16 protein-coding genes are annotated in these 18,001 nt (G+C 72.6%); 7 read left to right on the top strand and 9 right to left on the bottom strand.

All coding sequences use genetic code 11. From position 1 onward, the window contains the following. Positions 1-58 precede the first annotated feature (58 nt). Positions 59-2,425: a SpoIIE family protein phosphatase gene (locus N8I86_RS03775; protein ID WP_073896666.1), complete on the top strand. Its 2,367-nt coding sequence runs from the start codon at positions 59-61 to the stop codon at positions 2,423-2,425. Positions 2,426-2,438: 13 nt separating this feature from the next. On the opposite strand, the gene N8I86_RS03770 is transcribed toward N8I86_RS03775, so the two are convergent. Continuing rightward, positions 2,439-2,888: an ATP-binding protein gene (locus tag N8I86_RS03770; RefSeq protein ID WP_073895414.1), complete on the bottom strand. Its 450-nt coding sequence runs from the start codon at positions 2,886-2,888 to the stop codon at positions 2,439-2,441. A 298-nt stretch (positions 2,889-3,186) separates the two neighbouring features. Then, the gene (locus tag N8I86_RS03765) at positions 3,187-3,360 is read right to left on the bottom strand and encodes a CsbD family protein (protein WP_073895416.1); all 174 of its coding nucleotides are present in this window, start codon (positions 3,358-3,360) and stop codon (positions 3,187-3,189) included. 145 nt (positions 3,361-3,505) lie between these two features. Between N8I86_RS03765 and N8I86_RS03760 the strand changes: the two genes are divergently transcribed. Together N8I86_RS03760 and N8I86_RS03755 are read left to right on the top strand one after the other, a co-directional pair. Next, a complete protein-coding gene (locus N8I86_RS03760; RefSeq protein ID WP_263277095.1) occupies positions 3,506-3,928 on the top strand; it encodes a MarR family winged helix-turn-helix transcriptional regulator in 423 nt (140 codons plus the stop codon). Between the two features lie 41 nt (positions 3,929-3,969). Next, on the top strand, positions 3,970-5,736 hold the full coding sequence (locus tag N8I86_RS03755; protein WP_404830870.1) for an MFS transporter: 1,767 nt from the start codon (positions 3,970-3,972) through the stop codon (positions 5,734-5,736). On the opposite strand, the gene sph is transcribed toward N8I86_RS03755, so the two are convergent. Beyond that, positions 5,733-6,716, bottom strand: coding sequence for a sphingomyelin phosphodiesterase (sph, locus tag N8I86_RS03750; protein ID WP_263277094.1), 984 nt, complete (start codon positions 6,714-6,716; stop codon positions 5,733-5,735). The two genes, N8I86_RS03755 and sph, sit on opposite strands and share 4 nt — an antisense overlap. Before the next feature lie 473 nt (positions 6,717-7,189). Between sph and N8I86_RS03745 the strand changes: the two genes are divergently transcribed. Further along, positions 7,190-8,365 carry an ANTAR domain-containing protein gene (locus N8I86_RS03745; RefSeq protein WP_158075333.1) on the top strand — a complete coding sequence of 392 codons (1,176 nt, stop codon included), beginning with the start codon at positions 7,190-7,192 and terminating at the stop codon, positions 8,363-8,365. 19 nt (positions 8,366-8,384) lie between these two features. On the opposite strand, the gene N8I86_RS03740 is transcribed toward N8I86_RS03745, so the two are convergent. From N8I86_RS03740 to mgrA, 5 genes are all read right to left on the bottom strand, one after another. Further along, positions 8,385-9,005 (bottom strand): DedA family protein, encoded by a 621-nt coding sequence (locus tag N8I86_RS03740; protein WP_073895424.1) that lies wholly within the window; start codon positions 9,003-9,005, stop codon positions 8,385-8,387. Positions 9,006-9,039: 34 nt separating this feature from the next. Then, the gene (locus N8I86_RS03735; RefSeq protein WP_073895426.1) at positions 9,040-10,305 is read right to left on the bottom strand and encodes a cation:proton antiporter; all 1,266 of its coding nucleotides are present in this window, start codon (positions 10,303-10,305) and stop codon (positions 9,040-9,042) included. A 5-nt stretch (positions 10,306-10,310) separates the two neighbouring features. Continuing rightward, a complete protein-coding gene (locus tag N8I86_RS03730; RefSeq protein ID WP_073895428.1) occupies positions 10,311-10,796 on the bottom strand; it encodes a cation:proton antiporter regulatory subunit in 486 nt (161 codons plus the stop codon). Positions 10,797-10,958: 162 nt separating this feature from the next. Further along, positions 10,959-11,141, bottom strand: coding sequence for a hypothetical protein (locus N8I86_RS03725; protein ID WP_073895430.1), 183 nt, complete (start codon positions 11,139-11,141; stop codon positions 10,959-10,961). 179 nt (positions 11,142-11,320) lie between these two features. Further along, the gene (gene mgrA / locus N8I86_RS03720) at positions 11,321-12,364 is read right to left on the bottom strand and encodes an L-glyceraldehyde 3-phosphate reductase (protein WP_073895432.1); all 1,044 of its coding nucleotides are present in this window, start codon (positions 12,362-12,364) and stop codon (positions 11,321-11,323) included. Between the two features lie 179 nt (positions 12,365-12,543). Here mgrA and N8I86_RS03715 point away from each other — a divergent pair, with 179 nt between their 5' ends. The 3 genes from N8I86_RS03715 (at position 12,544) to pgm (ending at position 16,806) form a co-directional block, all read left to right on the top strand. Further along, positions 12,544-14,088, top strand: a complete 1,545-nt coding sequence (locus tag N8I86_RS03715; protein WP_404830778.1) for an MFS transporter — start codon at positions 12,544-12,546, stop codon at positions 14,086-14,088. Between the two features lie 145 nt (positions 14,089-14,233). Then, entirely contained in the window at positions 14,234-15,070 is an 837-nt protein-coding gene (locus tag N8I86_RS03710; RefSeq protein ID WP_263277093.1) for a chitosanase, read from the top strand. 95 nt (positions 15,071-15,165) lie between these two features. Then, positions 15,166-16,806: a phosphoglucomutase (alpha-D-glucose-1,6-bisphosphate-dependent) gene (gene pgm / locus N8I86_RS03705; protein ID WP_073895438.1), complete on the top strand. Its 1,641-nt coding sequence runs from the start codon at positions 15,166-15,168 to the stop codon at positions 16,804-16,806. A 49-nt stretch (positions 16,807-16,855) separates the two neighbouring features. Here the strand turns inward: pgm and N8I86_RS03700 are convergent, their stop codons facing one another. Then, positions 16,856-17,773 (bottom strand): SGNH/GDSL hydrolase family protein, encoded by a 918-nt coding sequence (locus N8I86_RS03700; protein ID WP_263277092.1) that lies wholly within the window; start codon positions 17,771-17,773, stop codon positions 16,856-16,858. Between the last annotated feature and the right edge of the window lie 228 nt (positions 17,774-18,001).

The raw sequence follows: 18,001 nt of genomic DNA, 5'->3' as shown, positions 1-18,001 counted from the left end.
GGTGACCACCCAGGAGCCCGCAGCGGGACCGGACGCGTTCGCCGGCCTGCCCGTCCAGATGCCGTCGCTCGACGCCCTGCTGGCCGACGCCCCGACCGGTTCGCCGGTCGGCAGGCTCGCGGCCACCGTCGAGCGGCTGCGCCGCGAGGTGCGGACGGCGCAGGCGGAGGCCGAGGGCCGGGCGCTGATCGAGCTGGCCAAGGGCATCCTGGTCGAACGCCTCGGCTGCGGCCCCGCCCAGGCCGCCCGCCAGCTCGCCGAACTCACCGAGCAGTCCCAGGTGACCCCGCTCGAATTCGCGGTGGAGGTCATCAACCAGGCCGCCCGCGACCGCGTCTCGGAGGTCACCGAGGCGTTCCTGTCCCTCGCCGCGGAACCGGCCGGGGACGACGAGGAATCGGCCGCCGTCCGGCTGCGCGCCGCCGAGAGCGGTGTCCTCGCCGCCACGGACGCCCAGGCGATGGCCGACTCGCTGCTGGAACACGCCCTGCGGCCGCTCGGCGCGGTGGCGGTGGCGATCTGGGCGGCCGGCTCGGACAGCTCGCTGACCCTCGCGGGCAGCGCCGGGTTCCCGCCCGGCGAGGCGGCCCGCTGGCGGTACGTGCCGCCCGACGTGGCCACCGTGGCCCGGCGCGGCCTGACCGAGCCGGACGGGCAGTGGCTGTCCTCGCTGGCCGCGTCGGGACTCCCGACCGTGGGCCGCCGCGAGTACGCCGACGGCGCCCGGATCGCCGTACCCGCCGGCGCGGGCGGCCGGATCCACGGCGTGCTGGAGATCGCCTGGCCGGGGCCCGAGGAGCCGCTGCCACGGCCGGTGATCCGGCAGGTCGAGGCCCTCGCCGAGCTGTGCGCCCACACGCTGGAGAGCTTCGCGGTGCCGCCCGGCGCCGGGCCCGAACTCCGGCTGCTGCCCGACGTGGTGGAGCTGATGGACCTGGCGGACGGTCTCCACGACCCCACCCTGGTGCTGGTCCCCTACCTCGACGACTCCGGGCAGCTCGTCGACTTCCGCATCCAGCACGTCAACGAACGCTTCCTCGACCCCGCGGGCCGGCCCCGGGCCGTCGTCAACGGCGCCCTGCTGCTGGAGGCCTACCCGATGGCCGCGGGTGCCAGCGAGCTCTTCCAGCGGGTGGAGCGGGTCTACGCCACGGGCGAGCCGTTCCGCGCCCGCCGCATGCGGCTCACCGCCCTCGTCGACGAAGTGCCGCTCTCGGCCGTCGCCGACATCAGCGTCAGCCGCCACGGCTCCAGCGTGCTGCTCATCTGGCGGATCGAGGACGAGGCGGCACGCCTGGCCAGCCTGCTCCAGAACGCCCAGCGGCTCGGCCGCATCGGCGGTTTCGAGGAGAACCTGCTCACCGGTGAGATCACCTGGAACGGCCAGCTGTTCGGCCTCTACGGCCGGCCCCCCACCAGCCCCCCGGTCGCGCTGGAGGAGCTGCCCGCACACGCGCATCCCGACGACGCCGTCCCCATCCGCCGCTTCCTGCGCACCGTGCTGCACCACCGCAGGCCCGCGTCGGCCGCGTTCCGGCTGCTGCGCCCGGACGGCGTGACCCGGCACATGCGGGTGGTCGCCGAGCCGGTGCTCGACACCGACGGCCAGCTGTTCGTCGTGCGCGGCGCCTACCAGGACATCTCCGCGCAGCACTGGACCGAGGTCGCCCTCGCCGCCACCCGCGACCAGCTGGCCCACACCGAGCAGCAGGCCGACGAACGCAACCGGCTGGCGCTCCAGCTGCAGCACGCCATCATGCCGCCCGCGCAGACGCCCCTGCAGGTGCCCGACCTCCAGGTGGCGGTGCGCTACCGGCCCGCCGAGACCGAGCAACTGGTCGGCGGCGACTGGTACGACGCCGTCGTCCTGCCCTCCGGACTGATCCTGCTGTGCGTCGGCGACGTCGCGGGGCACGGGATCGAGGCGGCCACCAGCATGGTCGTCCTGCGCAACGCCCTGCGCGGCCTCGCGGTGACCGGAGCGGGGCCCGCGCAGCTGCTGTCGTGGCTGAACATCGTCGCCCACCATCTGACCGGGGCGGTGACCGCCACGGCCGTGTGCGGACTGTACGACGGCGAGCGGCGGACCCTGCGCTGGGCACGGGCCGGCCATCTGCCGCCGGTCCTGGTGCGCGAGTCGGACGCCAGCACCCTGCCCACGCTCAAGGGCCTGCTGCTGGGCGCGCTGCCGGAGGCGGTCTACGAGGAGACCGAGGTGCAACTGGCCGCCGGGGACACCCTGCTGATGTACACCGACGGGCTGATCGAGCGCCGTGACCGTTCGGTGGAGGAGTCCCTCTCCCATCTTCTCGACACGGCCCGTTCGGCCCCCGAGGTCCTGGACCAGCAACTGGACCGGCTGCTCACCTACAGCAGGTCCGACACCGACGACGACACCTGCATCGTGGGCATCAGGGTGATCTGAGGCGCCGGCGGCCTCAGAGGGCCGTCGCGCCCGTCAGCGGTACCGTCGCGGTGACCCGCTTGCCGCGGGCCAGCCTGGTCACCTCCAGGGCCGCGGCGAGCTTCGACACCAGGCGCAGGCCGTGGCCGCCGACGCGCCGGGGGTCCGGTGGGCGCTGCCGGAGCGGCTCGCCGGACGTGTCCGTCACACAGACGCGCAGCGCGGTGGAACCGGGGAGCAGTTCGAGACGCAGGGCGCAGGGGCCCGGGGCGTGCTTCGCCGCGTTGGTGACGAGTTCGCTGACGACGAGCTGGGCATCCTGCACCGAGCGCCGGTCCGGTGCCGGCCGCGCCCGTCCGAGCAGGTCCGCGACGGCGTCTCTGGCGTCGCCGATGCTGGAGACGCCGTTGTCCCAGGTGCGGCTGTAGCACAGGGGTGCGGGGCGGTCCTGCATCGTCGCGTACGTCCTGAGCGGGATGTCCATACGTCCTTGCCCTTTTCCTCTGGGGTCAGGGTCCCTTCCCGTGAACACGGTGGCCGTGCCGTCCCAGCTTCGGCTACCCGCTGGGCCGTCGATCAAGGGGACGTCCGCGAGTAATCCTCCGGTTGCACACGAACTCCTGATGAGAGACGGCGCACGGCCGGCGGGGGGCGTGGGGGAGCCACGCACACGGAGGGCGAGGCGCACGCGACCGTACGCGAGCACACACGACGAAACGGGCCCGGGAACCACCGCGCGAGCGGCTTTCCCGGACCCGTTTCCCCAGCTCATACGGCCCGAATCAGTGCTTGAAGACGTCCTTCGTCTTCTCCTTGGCCTGGCGGGCGTCGCCGCGAGCGCCTTCCATGCGGCCCTCGGCCTCCATGCGCTCGTTGCCGACGGCGCGGCCCGCAGCCTCCTTGGCCTTGCCCTTGGCCTGCTCCGCCTTGCCCTTGGCCTTCTGGTTGCCAGCCATCGGTTTTCACATCCCAACATCCTCGGGGTGTCCGTTCGCCCTTCGACTTGCCGCTGCGCCGCCGGCCAAACCAGCAATCGCCCGCGGCGTCCATTACCCAGGCTTGGTTGAACAGTCCAAACTGATAAACCTAGTGTTATCAAACGTGGATACCACTGCACTCGCGGGCGAGCTGCGGCTGGCCATGGGCCGGATCGTCCGCCGGCTGCGCCAGGCGCACGCCGTCGGGGACGTGTCCCTCTCGGGTGTCTCGGTCCTGGCCCGGCTGGCGCGTACCGGCCCCGACTCGCCCGGCTCGCTCGCCGACCTGGAACGCGTCCGGCCGCAGGCGATGGCCGGCACCCTCGCCGGACTCGCACAGCGCGGCCTGGTGAGCCGTGCCCCCGACGCCGTCGACGGGCGCCGGGCCATCGTCTCCCTCACCGAGGAGGGGCGGGCCGTGCTGGAGCAGCGCCGCTCCGAGTCGGTGGCCCGGCTCGCGCACGCCCTGGACGAGTTCACCCCGCGGGAGCGGCAGGCGCTGCGGGACGCCCTGCCCCTGCTCGACCGGCTGGCGGAACGGCTGTGACCGGCCAGGCGCCCGCCCCGCGCGACCCGGCCGGCGCGGGCGTGCGAGCCCGGCTGCTCGCCCGCTCGGCCCGCCTCAGGGACACACCGCCGGGCCCCGGCTACAAGTGGGTCGCCCTCTCCAACACCACGCTCGGCGTCCTGATCGCCACGATGGACGCCTCCATCGTGATCATCTCCCTGCCGGCGATCTTCCGCGGCATCGGACTGGACCCGCTCGCCGCGGGCAACATCGGCTACCTGCTGTGGATGATCCTCGGCTATCTGCTGGTCTCGGCCGTGCTCGTCGTCGTGCTCGGCCGGCTCGGCGACATGTTCGGCCGGGTCCGGATCTACAACCTGGGCTTCCTGATCTTCGCCGGTGCCTCCGTCGCGCTGTCCCTCGACCCGTTCCGGGCCGGTGCGGGCGCGCTCTGGCTGATCCTGTGGCGGATCGTGCAGGCCTTCGGTGGATCCATGCTCACCGCCAACTCGGCCGCCATCCTCACCGACGCCTTCCCGGCCCGGCAGCGCGGCATGGCACTCGGCATCAACCAGATCACCGCCCTAGCGGGGCAGTTCCTCGGCCTCCTCGCCGGCGGCCTGCTCGCCGCCGTCGACTGGCGGGCGGTGTTCTGGGTGAGCGTACCGGTCAGCGTCACCGGGACCGTCTGGTCGTACCTGAGTCTGCGGGAGACGGCGGCCGGCGGACGCGGCCGGATCGACTGGCTCGGCAATCTCACCTTCGCCTCGGGCGCGGGCATCCTGCTCGCGGGCATCACCTACGGCATCCAGCCCTACGGCGGCCACCCCACCGGCTGGACCAACCCCTGGGTGCTGACCGGGTTGTTCGGCGGTGCCTTCCTGCTGCTGGTGTTCTGCGTCGTGGAGAGCCGGGTCGCGGAGCCCATGTTCCAGCTGTCGCTGTTCCGGGTGCGGGCGTTCGCCGCGGGCAACCTCGCAGCCCTGCTCACCGCGATCGCCCGGGGCGGGCTGCAGTTCATGCTCATCATCTGGCTCCAGGGCATCTGGCTGCCCCTGCACGGCTACGACTTCGAGGACACCCCGCTGTGGGCGGGCATCTTCATGTTGCCCCTCACCGTGGGTTTCCTGGTCGCCGGGCCCGTCTCGGGCTACCTGTCGGACCGGTTCGGCGCCCGCGTGTTCTCCACGGCCGGACTCGTCCTGGTCGCCGGGTCCTTCCTCGGACTGCTCGCGCTGCCCGTGAACTTCCACTACGGCAGCTTCGCCGCGCTGCTGCTGCTCAGCGGCCTCGGCCAGGGCATGTTCTCCTCGCCCAACACCTCCTCGATCATGGGCAGCGTGCCGGCCCGCTACCGGGGCGTGGCCTCCGGGATGCGGTCCACCTTCCAGAACTCGGGCACGGCCCTGTCCATCGGTGTCTTCTTCTCCCTCATGGTCTCCGGGCTGGCGGCCACCCTCCCGTCGACGCTGAGCAGCGGGCTCCAGGCCCACGGGGTGCCCGCCGGCACGGCCCACGAGGCCGCCTCACTGCCGCCGGTCAGCACCCTGTTCGCGACGTTCCTCGGCGACAACCCCATCGGCCACCTCCTGGGCACCGGCGGCACGCTCGACCGGCTGACCGCGGCCCAGCGCGCCGAGCTGACCGGTCACGGCTTCTTCCCGGAGCTGGTCTCCGGCCCCTTCCACCACGGGCTGAGCATCGTGTTCGGGGTCGCCGCGGGGATGGCCCTGGTCGCCGCGCTCGCCTCCGCCCTGCGGGGCGGCCACGAGCGCGCCGACGACGACACCCGGCGCGGCGGGCCGGACCGCTCCGCCGAGGGCCGGCCCACGCGCACCACTCCCTAGCCGGCGTACGCCCGCAGCGGGTAGTGGTCCGAGAGGTTGGTGTACGTGTACGACGTTCCCCAGCTGCTCACCGTCCAGGGCGCCGACCGCTCCTCGACGACCTCGTTGCGCCAGCCCGCCGGCCGGGCGTGGCCGGCCCGGCTGAGGACGTAGTCCAGGTCCTCGCGCGGGTCGTCCGGGTAGCGGTCGTGGGCGATGGAGTTCTCCTGCGTGTCGAAGGAGTACGGGTGCCCGGTCCGCGCGTCGGCCCCGACCAGGTCAGCGTCGGCGAGCATCGAGGCGTACTCGGAGCTGCGCGAGTCCACGTTGAGGTCGCCCGCGACCAGGACCTCCTCGTTCGCGGGAATGTTCTTCGCGTCGAGGAACGCGTCGATCGCCTTGAACTGCCGGCTGCGGTCCTGTGCCGCCTCGCCCGTGCCGCACCCGGAGTCCGTCGACTGGGCGTGCGTCCCGATGACGTGCACCTTGCTTCCGCCGACGTTCAGCACCACATAGGCGAAGCCCTTGTTGGACCACCAGTCCGCGCCGCAGGCGTCCTTGTAGACGTACTGCTCCTTGCGCAGGATCGGCCACTTGCTCAGCACGGTGACCCCGCCGTCCTCGGGCGTGGCCGACGAGTACGCGCCGCCGGTGGCGTCCCAGCCGGTGCGGCTGCGCCCCACCACCGGGGTCTGGTACGGGTACTGGGCCGCGGCGGCGCTCTTCAGCGCGTCCGACGAGGAGTTGTCGAAGGCCTCCTGGAGGACGACCACGTCGTTGCCCTGGAAGAAGGACGCCTTCGGTATCTCCGCGGCCCGGTGGTCCTGACCCCAGTTCGGGTACAGGTTCTTGCTCATGAGGAAGGTGTTGTACGTCAGAACCCGCACAGCCGGTGCCGGTTCGGCGGCCTCCGCCGTGGCCGTGCCGGCGAGTGCCGCCGCGGGCAGGGCGAGGGCGAGCACGGCCGCGGCGAGGGCGCGGCGCGGTGCGAAGGGCGTCACTGGATCTCCCTGTCGATGGAGTCGATGAAGAGCTGAGTGGCGCCGCACATCAAACCATCTGCGATTACCCACAGGTAACACCCGGGCACGCACCGGATGGCGCGAGGCCGAGGAATCAGGGAGTCCGCATCGAGGGCCCGCATCAGGAGGCCCGTATCAGGGGGGCCGACATCTCGAAGCTCCCCCAGCACACGTCCGAACCGGAGGAGCCCCGGACCGACGGCCAGAAGACGGCCGGCCTGTCGTCCAGTGTGCGCCCGCCGAGCGGGTGTGCACGACCCCGACACACCTCCGGTCCCGCGGTGCGCGAAACCGGCCGATCGGCTGCTTGCCATGGGCGGGCACCAGGGAACAAGGTGGGAGCAGAAGCGGTCGGGAAGCGGCCGGCCGATCATGGCCGCTCGCCGACCCCGGTGTGCCGTGTGCGAGCGTGCGAAGTCCGTGGGTGATGCCCTGTGACGCGAGGTCCCCTGGTGACCGTGCAACCGGTCACGGATCGGGCGGTGGTGCTGCGACTGTGGGGGACTCTCGACGCCCAGGGGGCGGGGACCTTCGGCCGTGAGCTGGACCTGCGGCTGAAGGGGGCCGACGAGCGGGGCCTGCCACTCGTCCTGGACCTGTCCGGCGTGGTCCAGGTGAGCAGCGCCGCGGTGGGCACGCTGGCCGCCCGCACCGGGCACCGCACCGGCGCACCGGTCCTGGTCGCCGGCGCCACCCCGCATGTGCGGACCGTGCTCTCCCTGTCGCCCCTGCCGGGCGTCCGTCTCTATCCCGATCTGGAGGGCGCCCTCGCCACCCTGTGCGGCGCCGGTGACGCGGCGCGGGCCGAGGACAGCGGCCGTTACGCGCCGGAGGAGGAGCCGTCCAGCGAGGTCTACGGGCTCCGTGCCAAGGCCCGCACCAGCGGGCTCATCGGGATCGCCCAGGGCATCCTGATCGCCCGGTACGGCCTGTCGGGACCGGCCGCCGCCTTCGCCGTGCTGCGCGCCGGCTCGCAGTACCACAACGTGCCGCTGCGGGTGCTGGCCTCCGCCGTGGTGACGGCTCCGCCGCCACCGGCCCACGGGGACTGGTTCCCGGGGCGCCGGCACGTCCCGCCGCCCTCGGTCGCCCTGCTGACCGTCGACCGGCTGGACGCGCGGGACCGTCTGCAGGTGCTCAAGGCCGCCGTCTACCGCGCGGTGACCATGGCGGACGCCGACGCGGCCGAGATCCATCTGACCGACCGGGTGCAGGACGAGGCGCTCGTGCTGGAGGCCCACCACGGGCTTGACCCGGCCTACCGGGACTGCCTGGCCCTGGTCCTCGGACCACCCGCGGTGTGTGCGCGCGCCCGGGCCGCGGGCCGGCCGGTGACCGTCCCCGACGTGGCAGCCGAGCCGGACCTGGCCGGCCATCCCGTCGGGCGGGCGGCGCTCGGGGCGGGCATCCGCGCGGTGCACGGCGCGCCCATGATGACGGACCGCGGCGAGTGCAACGGTGTGCTGTCCGTGCACCGGTCGGAACCGGGCGTCTGGCTGACCGCGGCCCAGGAGGACGCCGTGCACGGCCTGGCCCGGGACCTGGCCGCCTGGCGGTCCTGGTACCGGCGGACCGTGGTGCAGGACGCCCTGGAGCATGTGCACGCGCTCGGTGCCGCGGGCGGCTGAGCGGCGGACGCCGGGCGGGTCAGGGCTCGCGCCGCCGTCGTACGAGGTGCCGTACGACGAGCGCGGCGAGCAGCGCGGCGAACGCGGCGACGACATAGAGCTGGTAGCGCCGGATCTCGTCGTAGACGGCGGTGATGTGGTCGCCCACCAGGTAGGCCAGGGTGGCCCACAGCCCGACCCACAGGGCGGCGCCGAGGGCGTTGAAGGCGAGGAAGCGGCGCCAGCGCATCCCCGTGGTGCCCGCGATGATGCCGTTGGCCTGGCGCAGGCCCTCGATGAACCGCGCCACGGTCACGATCTTGCCGCCGTGCCGGCCGAAGAACGCCTCGGCGGCCGCGAACCGTTTGGGCGTCAGGAAGACGTACCGGCCCCAGCGGTGCACGAAGGCCCGCCCGCCGGACCGGCCGATCAGGTACCCGATGTTGTCCCCGACGACGGCAGCGGTGAAGGCGATGACGGCCACGGCCACGATGCTGAGCCGCCCGGCGCCCGCGTAGACCCCCGCGGCGAGCAGGATCGTCTCGCCGGGCGCGGGGACCCCGAAGTCCTCCACGAGGACCACGGCCCCCACGGCCCAGTAGCCGTAGTGACCGAGCAGCGGCGCCAGAGGGGCCAGCGGTCCGGGGAGCGGAGCGGACATGTCTCCACGGTACGGCGGGGCGCCCGGCGCCCGGTCAGTGCCGTCCGGCCGGGTCCTGGTCGCGCACCGCCGCGGCCGGGTCGGGGGCCGGAGTCTCGGCGCCGCCCGCTCCAAGGGTCCCGGGCACGGTCCGCGGGCCGGTGAGCCGGCCGGTCAGCCGCCGGGCCAGCGGCTCGGTCCAGCGGGCGGTCAGCGGGCCGAGGACGACCAGGATCAGGACGTACGCGGTGGCCAGCGGGCCGAGATCGGAGTCGATGCCGGCGGTGACCGCGAGTCCGGCGATGACGATGGAGAACTCGCCGCGCGCGACCAGGGTGCCGCCCGCCCGCCATCGGCCCTTGGCCGAGACACCGGCACGGCGGGCCGCCCAGTAGCCCGTGGCGATCTTGGTGAGGGTGGTGACCACGGCCAGCGCGAGGGCGGGCAGCAGCACCGGCGGGATGCTCGCCGGGTCGGTGTGCAGCCCGAAGAAGACGAAGAAGACGGCCGCGAACAGGTCCCGGAGCGGGGCGAGGAGGTGGTGGGCGCCCTCGGCGACCTCCCCGGACAGGGCGATGCCCACGAGGAAGGCGCCCACGGCCGCCGAGACCTGCAACTGCTGCGCCACACCGGCCACCACCAGGGTCAGCCCGAGCACCACCAGCAGCAGCTTCTCCGGGTCGTCGGTGGAGACGAAGCGGGAGATGTGGCGGCCGAAGCGCACCGCCAGCAGCAGGACCAGGCCGGCCACGCCGAGGGCGATGGCCAGTGTGACGCTGCCGGCGGCGAAGCCGGTACCGGCCAGGAGCGCGGTGACGACCGGCAAGTACACGGCCATCGACAGGTCCTCCAGCACCAGGATGCTGAGGATCACGGGTGTCTCGCGGTTGCCGATCCGGCCGAGGTCGCCGAGGACCTTGGCGATGACACCGGAGGAGGAGATCCAGGTGATGCCGGCCAGGACGACGGCCGCGATCGGGCCCCAGCCGAGCAGCAGGGCCATGGCGGCACCGGGCAGGGCGTTGAGGGCGGCGTCGACGAGTCCCGCCGGGTACTGGGTGCGGAGGTTGGAGACGAGATCGCTGGCCGTGTACTCCAGGCCCAGCATGAGCAGCAGCAGGATCACGCCGATCTCGGCGCCGATCGCCACGAACTCCTCACTGGTGCCCAGCGGCAGCAGCCCGCCCTCGCCGAAGGCCAGGCCCGCCAGCAGGTAGAGCGGGATCGGCGAGAAGCGCAGGCGTGCGGCGAGGCGGCCCAGCAGGCCGAGGCCGAGGATGATGGCGCCGAACTCGATCAGGAAGACCGCGGAGGAATGCATCCGGATCACTCCCGGCCGAGGATCGCGGCGGCGGCGTCGGTGCCCTCGCGGGTGCCGATCACGATGAGCGTGTCGCCACCGGCCAGCCGGAAACCGGGGCCGGGGGAGGGTATCGCCTCGGCGCGGCGCAGCACGGCCACGATCGACACGCCGGTCTCGGTGCGCATCCGGGTGTCGCCGAGCAGCCGGCCGTTCCAGTGGGAGGCCGAGGACAGTTCGATCCGCTCGGCGACCAGGCCGAGTTCCGTCGTGGAGAGCAGGGCGGGGCTGTGGTGCGTGGGCTTCAGCGCGTCGACCAGCGCCTCCGCCTCACCGCCGGTGAGCCGCACGGAGAGCGCGCAGGCGTCGGGGTCGTCGCGGCGGTAGGCGCTCAGCGTCCGCGATCCGTCGCGGTGGGCCACCACCGACACACGGCGGTCCTCCCGTGTGGTGAGGTCGTAGCGGACCCCGATTCCCGGCAACGGCGTACTGCTCGTGCGTGCGGCGCCCATGGCTGCCCCCCTGCCCGTCTTGACGGTTTCTTGGTGAAACCATTGCCGGAACCCTAACCCGGCGCCGGTGAACGCGGGTGCGGAGGTGCCCGGCCGGGCGGGGAGCGGACAGGGGCGGACGGACGCGGACAGAGGGCGGACGGACATGAAACAGAGGGGGTCTCAGAGTCCGGGGCCCGAACAGCCCTCTTCGTCCAGGGCGCCGGGCTGGCAGCCGCGGCACAGCTCGTGGTCGCCGTCGCGGGTGACGACGGTGCCCCACCCGAGGCACTGCTCGCAGTCGCGGGCGAGGGTCAGGTCGGGACGGGGAGGCAGGAGGGGGCTGCGGTGGGCTCCGTACGCCATGCGGTGAGCGGCTCCTCGAAGTCGCGGGACGAACGCAAGGGGAAGACGGGAGGAGAGGGGCGGGGACGCGCTGACAACGCTGTCCGAGCTCTCTCCATTATGTCCTACTTTTTCTTTATGTCTAGTCCCTGATGTCACTCGGTGCCGGACCGCCGGCGCGGTCCGGCACCGAGTGCCGATCATCCGAGGGTGCCGAGCCGGGCCTCCCGCCACAGGTCCACGCCGCCCTCGGTGGCGTACTTGTCGATCTCGGCCAGCTCCTCGGCGCTGAAGTCGAGGTTCTCGAGCGCGGCCACGTTCTGCTCCAGCTGCTCGGTGCGCGAGGCGCCGATGACCAGGGAGGTCACCCGCTCGTCGCGCAGCGCCCAGGCCAGCGCCAGCTGGGCGAGGGTCTGCCCCCGCCGGGCCGCGATGTCGTTCAGGGCGCGCAGCCGCCGCCGCATGTCGTCCGTGAGCCAGGCCGGGTCGAAGGACTTCCCCTGCGCGGCCCGCGAGTCCTCGGGCAGGCCGTCGAGGTAGCGGCCGGTCAGCAGCCCCTGGGCCAGCGCGGTGAAGCCGATCACCCCGAAGCCCTCGTCCCGCGCCGCGTCCAGCAGACCGTCCGTCTCGATCCAGCGGTTGAGCATGCTGTACGACGGCTGGTGGATCAGCAGGGGAGTGCCGAGGTCCCGCAGGATCGCCGCGGCCTGCCGGGTGCGCTCGGCGTCGTAGGACGAGATGCCGACGTAGAGGGCCTTGCCCTGGCGGACGGCGGTGTCGAGCGCGCCCATCGTCTCCTCCAGCGGCGTGCTCGCGTCCAGCCGGTGGGAGTAGAAGATGTCCACGTAGTCCACGCCCATCCGGCGCAGCGACTGGTCCAGCGAGGCCAGCATGTACTTGCGGGAACCGCCGCCCTGCCCGTAGGGGCCGGGCCACATGTCCCAGCCGGCCTTGGTGGAGATCACCAGCTCGTCCCGGTGGGGCGCCAGGTCCTGCTTCATGAGCCGCCCGAAGTTGACCTCGGCCGAGCCGTACGGGGGACCGTAGTTGTTGGCCAGGTCGTGGTGGGTGATCCCGAGGTCGAAGGCGCGCAGGGCGATCTCGCGCTGCGTCTCGAACGGGCGGTCGTCGCCGAAGTTGTGCCAGTAGCCGAGCGACAGGACCGGCAGGTCCAGTCCCGAGCGGCCGGTGCGCCGGTAGCGCATGGTGCCGTCGTAGCGAGCGGGGTCCGCGACGTACGTCATCGGGTCTTCTCCGGGTGGTGCCGTAGGGGATTCCTCCGTGTGCGGAGGATCCGTCCACCCTGCTCCCTGCCGCCCGCGCAAGTCCAACCGCCGTCCCGGATGGGATTGAGCGGTTCCGTTTCTTAATGGGTCATGCGGGCAGGCGGTGATCAACGGGGCGGAAGACGTGGGAGGTGCTCGTGAGCGGTGCGACGGCCGACGGAGGAGAGCAGGCGGACGACGGGCCGCGGGCGTCCGGTGCGGCAGCGCGGCTGCCCCGCCAGGTGCGGGAGGACCTGACCCGCAGGCTGCGCCGCAACAAGGGGGCCTTCCGCAAGGACGACGTGCAGGTCGTCGAGCCTCCGCTGCTCCGGCGGGCCGTGGGCGCCTCCGCGCTCGGCAACTGCATGGAATGGTTCGACTTCGGCGTCTACAGCTACCTGGCCGCCACGATCGGCAAAGTGTTCTTCCCGGGCGCCTCGCCGGCCGCCCAGGTCATCTCCTCCTTCGCGACCTTCGCAGCCGCCTTTGTCGTACGGCCCCTCGGCGGGCTCGTCTTCGGGCCGCTGGGCGACCGGATCGGCCGGCAGAAGGTGCTCGCCACCACCATGATCATGATGGCGGTGGGCACCTTCGCCATCGGCGTCATCCCCGGCTACTCCACGATCGGCATCGCCGCGCCCGTGCTGCTCCTGCTGGCCCGGATGGTCCAGGGGTTCTCGACGGGCGGCGAGTACGGCGGCGCGACCACCTTCGTCGCCGAGTACTCACCGGACCGCAGGCGGGGCTTCCTGTCCAGCTGGCTCGACTTCGGCACCTTCGTCGGCTACGCCCTCGGCTCGGCCCTGGTCACCGTGCTGAACCTGACGCTGACGGACGGCCAGATGCTCTCCTGGGGCTGGCGCGTCCCCTTCCTGATCGCCGGACCGCTCGGGGTGATCGGTCTCTACATGCGGCTCAAGCTGGAGGAGTCCCCGGCCTTCCAGCAGCAGCTGGACGAACACGAGAAGTCCCTCGCGCAGGAGTCGGCGGGCAGCGAGTTCAAGGACATCATCAGGAACCACTGGCGGCCGCTGCTGATCTGCATGGGCCTGGTCCTGCTCTACAACGTCACCAACTACATGGTCACGGGCTACCTGCCGACGTACCAGACCGAGACCCTGCACCGCTCCAGCGGTTCCGCGGACCTCCTCGTGCTCATCGGCATGGTGTGGATCGTCGTCCTGATCACCTTCCTCGGCCGGCTCAGCGACCGCGTCGGCCGGCGGCCGCTGTACGCCGTCGCCGCCGCCGCGATGATCGTGCTGGCCGTGCCGGCCTTCCTGCTGATCAAGGCGCACGGCACCTGGCCGCCGATCCTCGGGGTGCTGATCCTGTCCACCCTGCTGGCCTGTTTCGCGGCACCCAGCGCGGCGACCCTGCCCGCCCTGTTCCCGACCGCTGTCCGTTACGCGGCCATGGGCATCGGCTTCAACATGGCCGTCGCCGCGTTCGGCGGCACCACCCCGCTGGTCACCGCAGCGCTGGTCGGCGCCACGGGCGACGACCTGATGCCGGCCTACTACCTGATGCTGGCGGGCGTCATCGGCCTGCTGACCGTCAAGTTCCTCCCCGAGAGTGCCCAGGTCCCGCTGAAGGGCTCGCAGCCGATGGTCGGCTCGCGGGCGGAGCGGCACGAACTGATCACCACCTCCGAGGAGTTGTACGCCTTCGCGCAGGAGCGGGAGAAGGCGCGACACGGCTAGAGCCGCGGGGCGCCCCCGGAGAGCTGTTCGATCCTACGAACTTCACGCGTACCGGGTTACCGGTCCGCGCCGCGTTTGATAGGAAACTTTCCTACCAGTGCGGTACGGACCAACTCCCCACCCCCCACTCCCCCTTGGAGTCCCTGTGGTGCACGCAGACCGCGAGACGGTCACCCCTGCCCTCTCCCGCCGGACCTTCGTCGCCGTGCTCGGCGCCGTCGCCTCCGGCGCCCTGCTCGGAGGCCGGAGCGCCGTCGCGGCGCCGTCGGCCGCTCCGGGCCTCGACGACCCGGCGAAGAAGGAGACCGCCATGAAGCTCGTGTCGAGCGCGGAGAACTCCTCGCTCGACTGGAAGGCCCAGTACAAGTACATCGAGGACATCGGCGACGGCCGCGGCTACACCGCCGGCATCATCGGCTTCTGCTCGGGCACCGGCGACATGCTCGACCTGGTGCAGCTCTACACCGACCGCAAGCCGGGCAACGTCCTCGCCAAGTACCTGCCCGCCCTGCGCCGCGTCAACGGCAGCGACTCGCACTCCGGCCTGGACCCCGCCTACCCGGGGGACTGGCGCAGGGCGGCCCAGGACGGCGCGTTCCAGCAGGCCCAGAACGACGAACGCGACCGCGTCTACTTCGACCCCGCCGTCGCCCAGGGCAAGGCCGACTCGCTGCGCGCCCTGGGGCAGTTCATCTACTACGACGCCATCGTCATGCACGGTGACGGCGACGACCCGACCAGCTTCCGCAACATACGCAGGCGTGCCCTGCGCAGCGCCAGGCCCCCGGCGCAGGGCGGCAACGAGACGACGTACCTGAACGCCTTCCTCGACGCCCGGGTGTGGGCGATGAAGCAGGAGGAGGCGCACAGCGACACCAGCCGCGTCGACACCGAGCAACGGGTCTTCCTGCGCAAGGGCAACCTCGACCTGAACACCCCGCTCGACTGGAAGGTGTACGGCGACAGCTACCACATCGGCTGATCCCCCGCCGGAGGGGCGCACTCGCACGGTGCGCCCCTGTCGGGGAAAGATGGGTGGTGAGCGAACGAGCCCACCGATGCGGAGGAACGGAACTCATGCCGCACGAGCGAGCCGGCCGGCCGGCCGGTCCCGAGGACCTTGTCGACGTGGCCCGGCTGGTCACCGCGTACTACGCCCTGCACCCGGACCCGGCCGACCCGGCCCAGCGGGTGGCGTTCGGTACCTCGGGGCACCGGGGTTCCTCCCTGGCGACCGCGTTCAACGAGGACCACATCGCCGCCACCAGCCAGGCCATCTGCGAGTACCGCGCGGACCAGGGCACCGACGGCCCCCTCTTCCTGGGTGCCGACAGCCATGCCCTGTCGGAGCCCGCGAAGGTCACCGCGCTGGAGGTGTTCGCCGCCAACGGCGTCACCGTCCTCGTCGACAGCGAGGACGGCTACACGCCCACCCCGGCCGTCTCGCACGCGATCCTCACGTACAACCGGGGCCGCACCTCGGGTCTGGCGGACGGGGTGGTCGTCACCCCCTCGCACAACCCACCGGCCGACGGAGGGTTCAAGTACAACCCGCCGAGCGGCGGCCCGGCGGCCTCCGACGCCACCTCCTGGATCCAGGACCGCGCCAACCAGATCATCGCGGGCGGCCTGAAGGACGTGCGCCGCCTGCCGTACACCCGCGCGCTCGCCGCCGACACGACCGGCCGGTACGACTTCCTCGGCGCGTACACCGGAGACCTGCCGAACGTGCTCGACCTGGACGCGATCCGCGCGGCCGGCGTCCGCATCGGCGCCGACCCGCTCGGCGGCGCCTCCGTGGCCTACTGGGGGCGGATCGCCGAGCAGCACCGCATCGACCTCACGGTGGTCAACCCGCACACCGACCCCACCTGGCGGTTCATGACGCTGGACTGGGACGGCCAGATCCGCATGGACTGCTCGTCGCCGTACGCGATGGCCTCCCTCATCGAGCAGCGCGACCGCTTCCGCATCGCCACCGGCAACGACGCGGACGCCGACCGGCACGGCATCGTCACCCCGGACGCGGGCCTGATGAACCCCAACCACTACCTCGCCGTCGCCATCTCCTACCTCTACCGGCACCGCGAGCGGTGGCCCGCCGAGGCGGGCATCGGCAAGACGCTCGTCTCCTCCACGATGATCGACCGGGTCGCCGCCGACCTCGGCCGGCAACTGGTGGAAGTACCGGTCGGGTTCAAGTGGTTCGTGGACGGACTCGTCAGCGGCGCCCTGGGCTTCGGCGGCGAGGAGTCGGCCGGCGCGTCCTTCCTCCGCCGGGACGGCTCGGTGTGGACCACCGACAAGGACGGCATCATCCTGGCCCTGCTCGCCTCCGAGATCACGGCGGTGACCGACCGCACCCCGTCCGAGCACTACGCCGAACTGACCACCCGTTTCGGCGAGCCCGCCTACGCCCGCATCGACGCCCCCGCGACCCGTGAACAGAAGGCCCTGCTGGCCAAGTTGTCACCGGCCCAGGTCACCGCCGACACGCTGGCCGGCGAGGCAGTCACGTCCGTCCTCACCGAGGCGCCCGGCAACGGCGCCGCCATCGGCGGCATCAAGGTCAGCACCGAGAACGCCTGGTTCGCGGCCCGCCCCTCGGGCACCGAGGACGTCTACAAGGTGTACGCCGAGTCCTTCCTCGGCCCCGAGCACCTCGCCCGGGTGCAGGAGGAGGCCCAGGCGGTGGTGCTGGGGGCGCTCGGCGCCTGAGCGAGCCTGCGGCGGCCTCCGTCCCGAGGGTACGGAGGCCGCGCGGTCATCAGCCGCGGCCGCGGCCCCCGTCCAGCCGGTCCAGCACCGCCGTCGCCATCGCCGCCTCACCCTTGGCGTTGGGGTGGGCCGGAGCGGCGGGGGAGGCCGGCTGCAGCGGTTCGATCCAGCGGTCGGCGGGCGCCTTGCACATGTCGTGGCCGGCGGTGGGGCGGTAGGTGTCGACGTACTCGGCGCGGTTCACGCCGGCCACCACGCGCAGCATCAGGTTCAGCCGCTTCTCGGTGTCCCGCAGGTAGGGGAAGTCCTTCTGGGCGAAGGGAACCTGCGGGAAGCAGCCGCTGCCGTCGTCGGGAAGCAGGTCCGGGTAGCCGACGACGACCACCCGCGCGTGCGGCGCCCGTGCGTGCACGGCCCGCAGCACCCGGTCCACCTTCGGCGCCGTCCGCAGGACCGCGAGGGCCAACTGGTCGTAGCCCGCCGCCTTGTAGGAGCGCTCGCACGGGTTGCCCGTCGGGTCCTGGACGCCGAGGCGCGCGCAGGTGCCGATGATGGAGCCGAAACCGACGTCGTTGCCGCCGATCTGGAGCGTGACCAGGTCCGTGTCCCGCCGCAGCGCGTCGAGCTGGGGCCCGTTGGTGCCCTGCGCCTGCCACATCTCCGCCGTCGTGGCGCCGCCGCAGCTGACGTCCGTGAAGGTCGTCACCCGCCGCTGTGCCGCCACGAGGGAGGGGTAGTTGTGGTCGGAGCGGGCGCAGTCGGTGTCCACCTGCCGCGGAATGCCGGGCCCGGAGGTGTAGGAGTCGCCGAGGGCGACGTAGCCGGTCTGCCGGCCGTGGCCGTCGGGGTGCGCGGCGGCCGGCACCGCGGCGGTCGCGACCAGGGCGCAGCCGCCCAGGGCCGCTCCCAGTACGGTGGCCCGCCGCCGGCTTCTCGCCCCGCCCGCCGCACGTGTGTCGTTCGCCATGGATCCTCCCCCTGAGCCCGGTACATCGCGCACGGGCGGCACCGGAGTGCGGCCCCCGCGCGTTCGACTGGGTCTGTATACCGTCCGGTAGGTCCCGCCGACCAGAAGCGGGACGCAACGACTTCGAGGGGGTCGCGGCGACCCGGCGGGGGGGAGCGGTCGGTCAACGGGCGGGAGGCGGCGACCCGTTCGACGCGGGGCGGCGCACCGGGGGTCCGGGGAGGTGGA

This window comes from Streptomyces albidicamelliae (assembly GCF_025642175.1).
Taxonomy (GTDB): domain Bacteria; phylum Actinomycetota; class Actinomycetes; order Streptomycetales; family Streptomycetaceae; genus Streptomyces; species Streptomyces albidocamelliae.
Note: the sequence above shows the minus strand (reverse complement) of the source record. Positions and strands in the feature narration are given on the sequence as shown.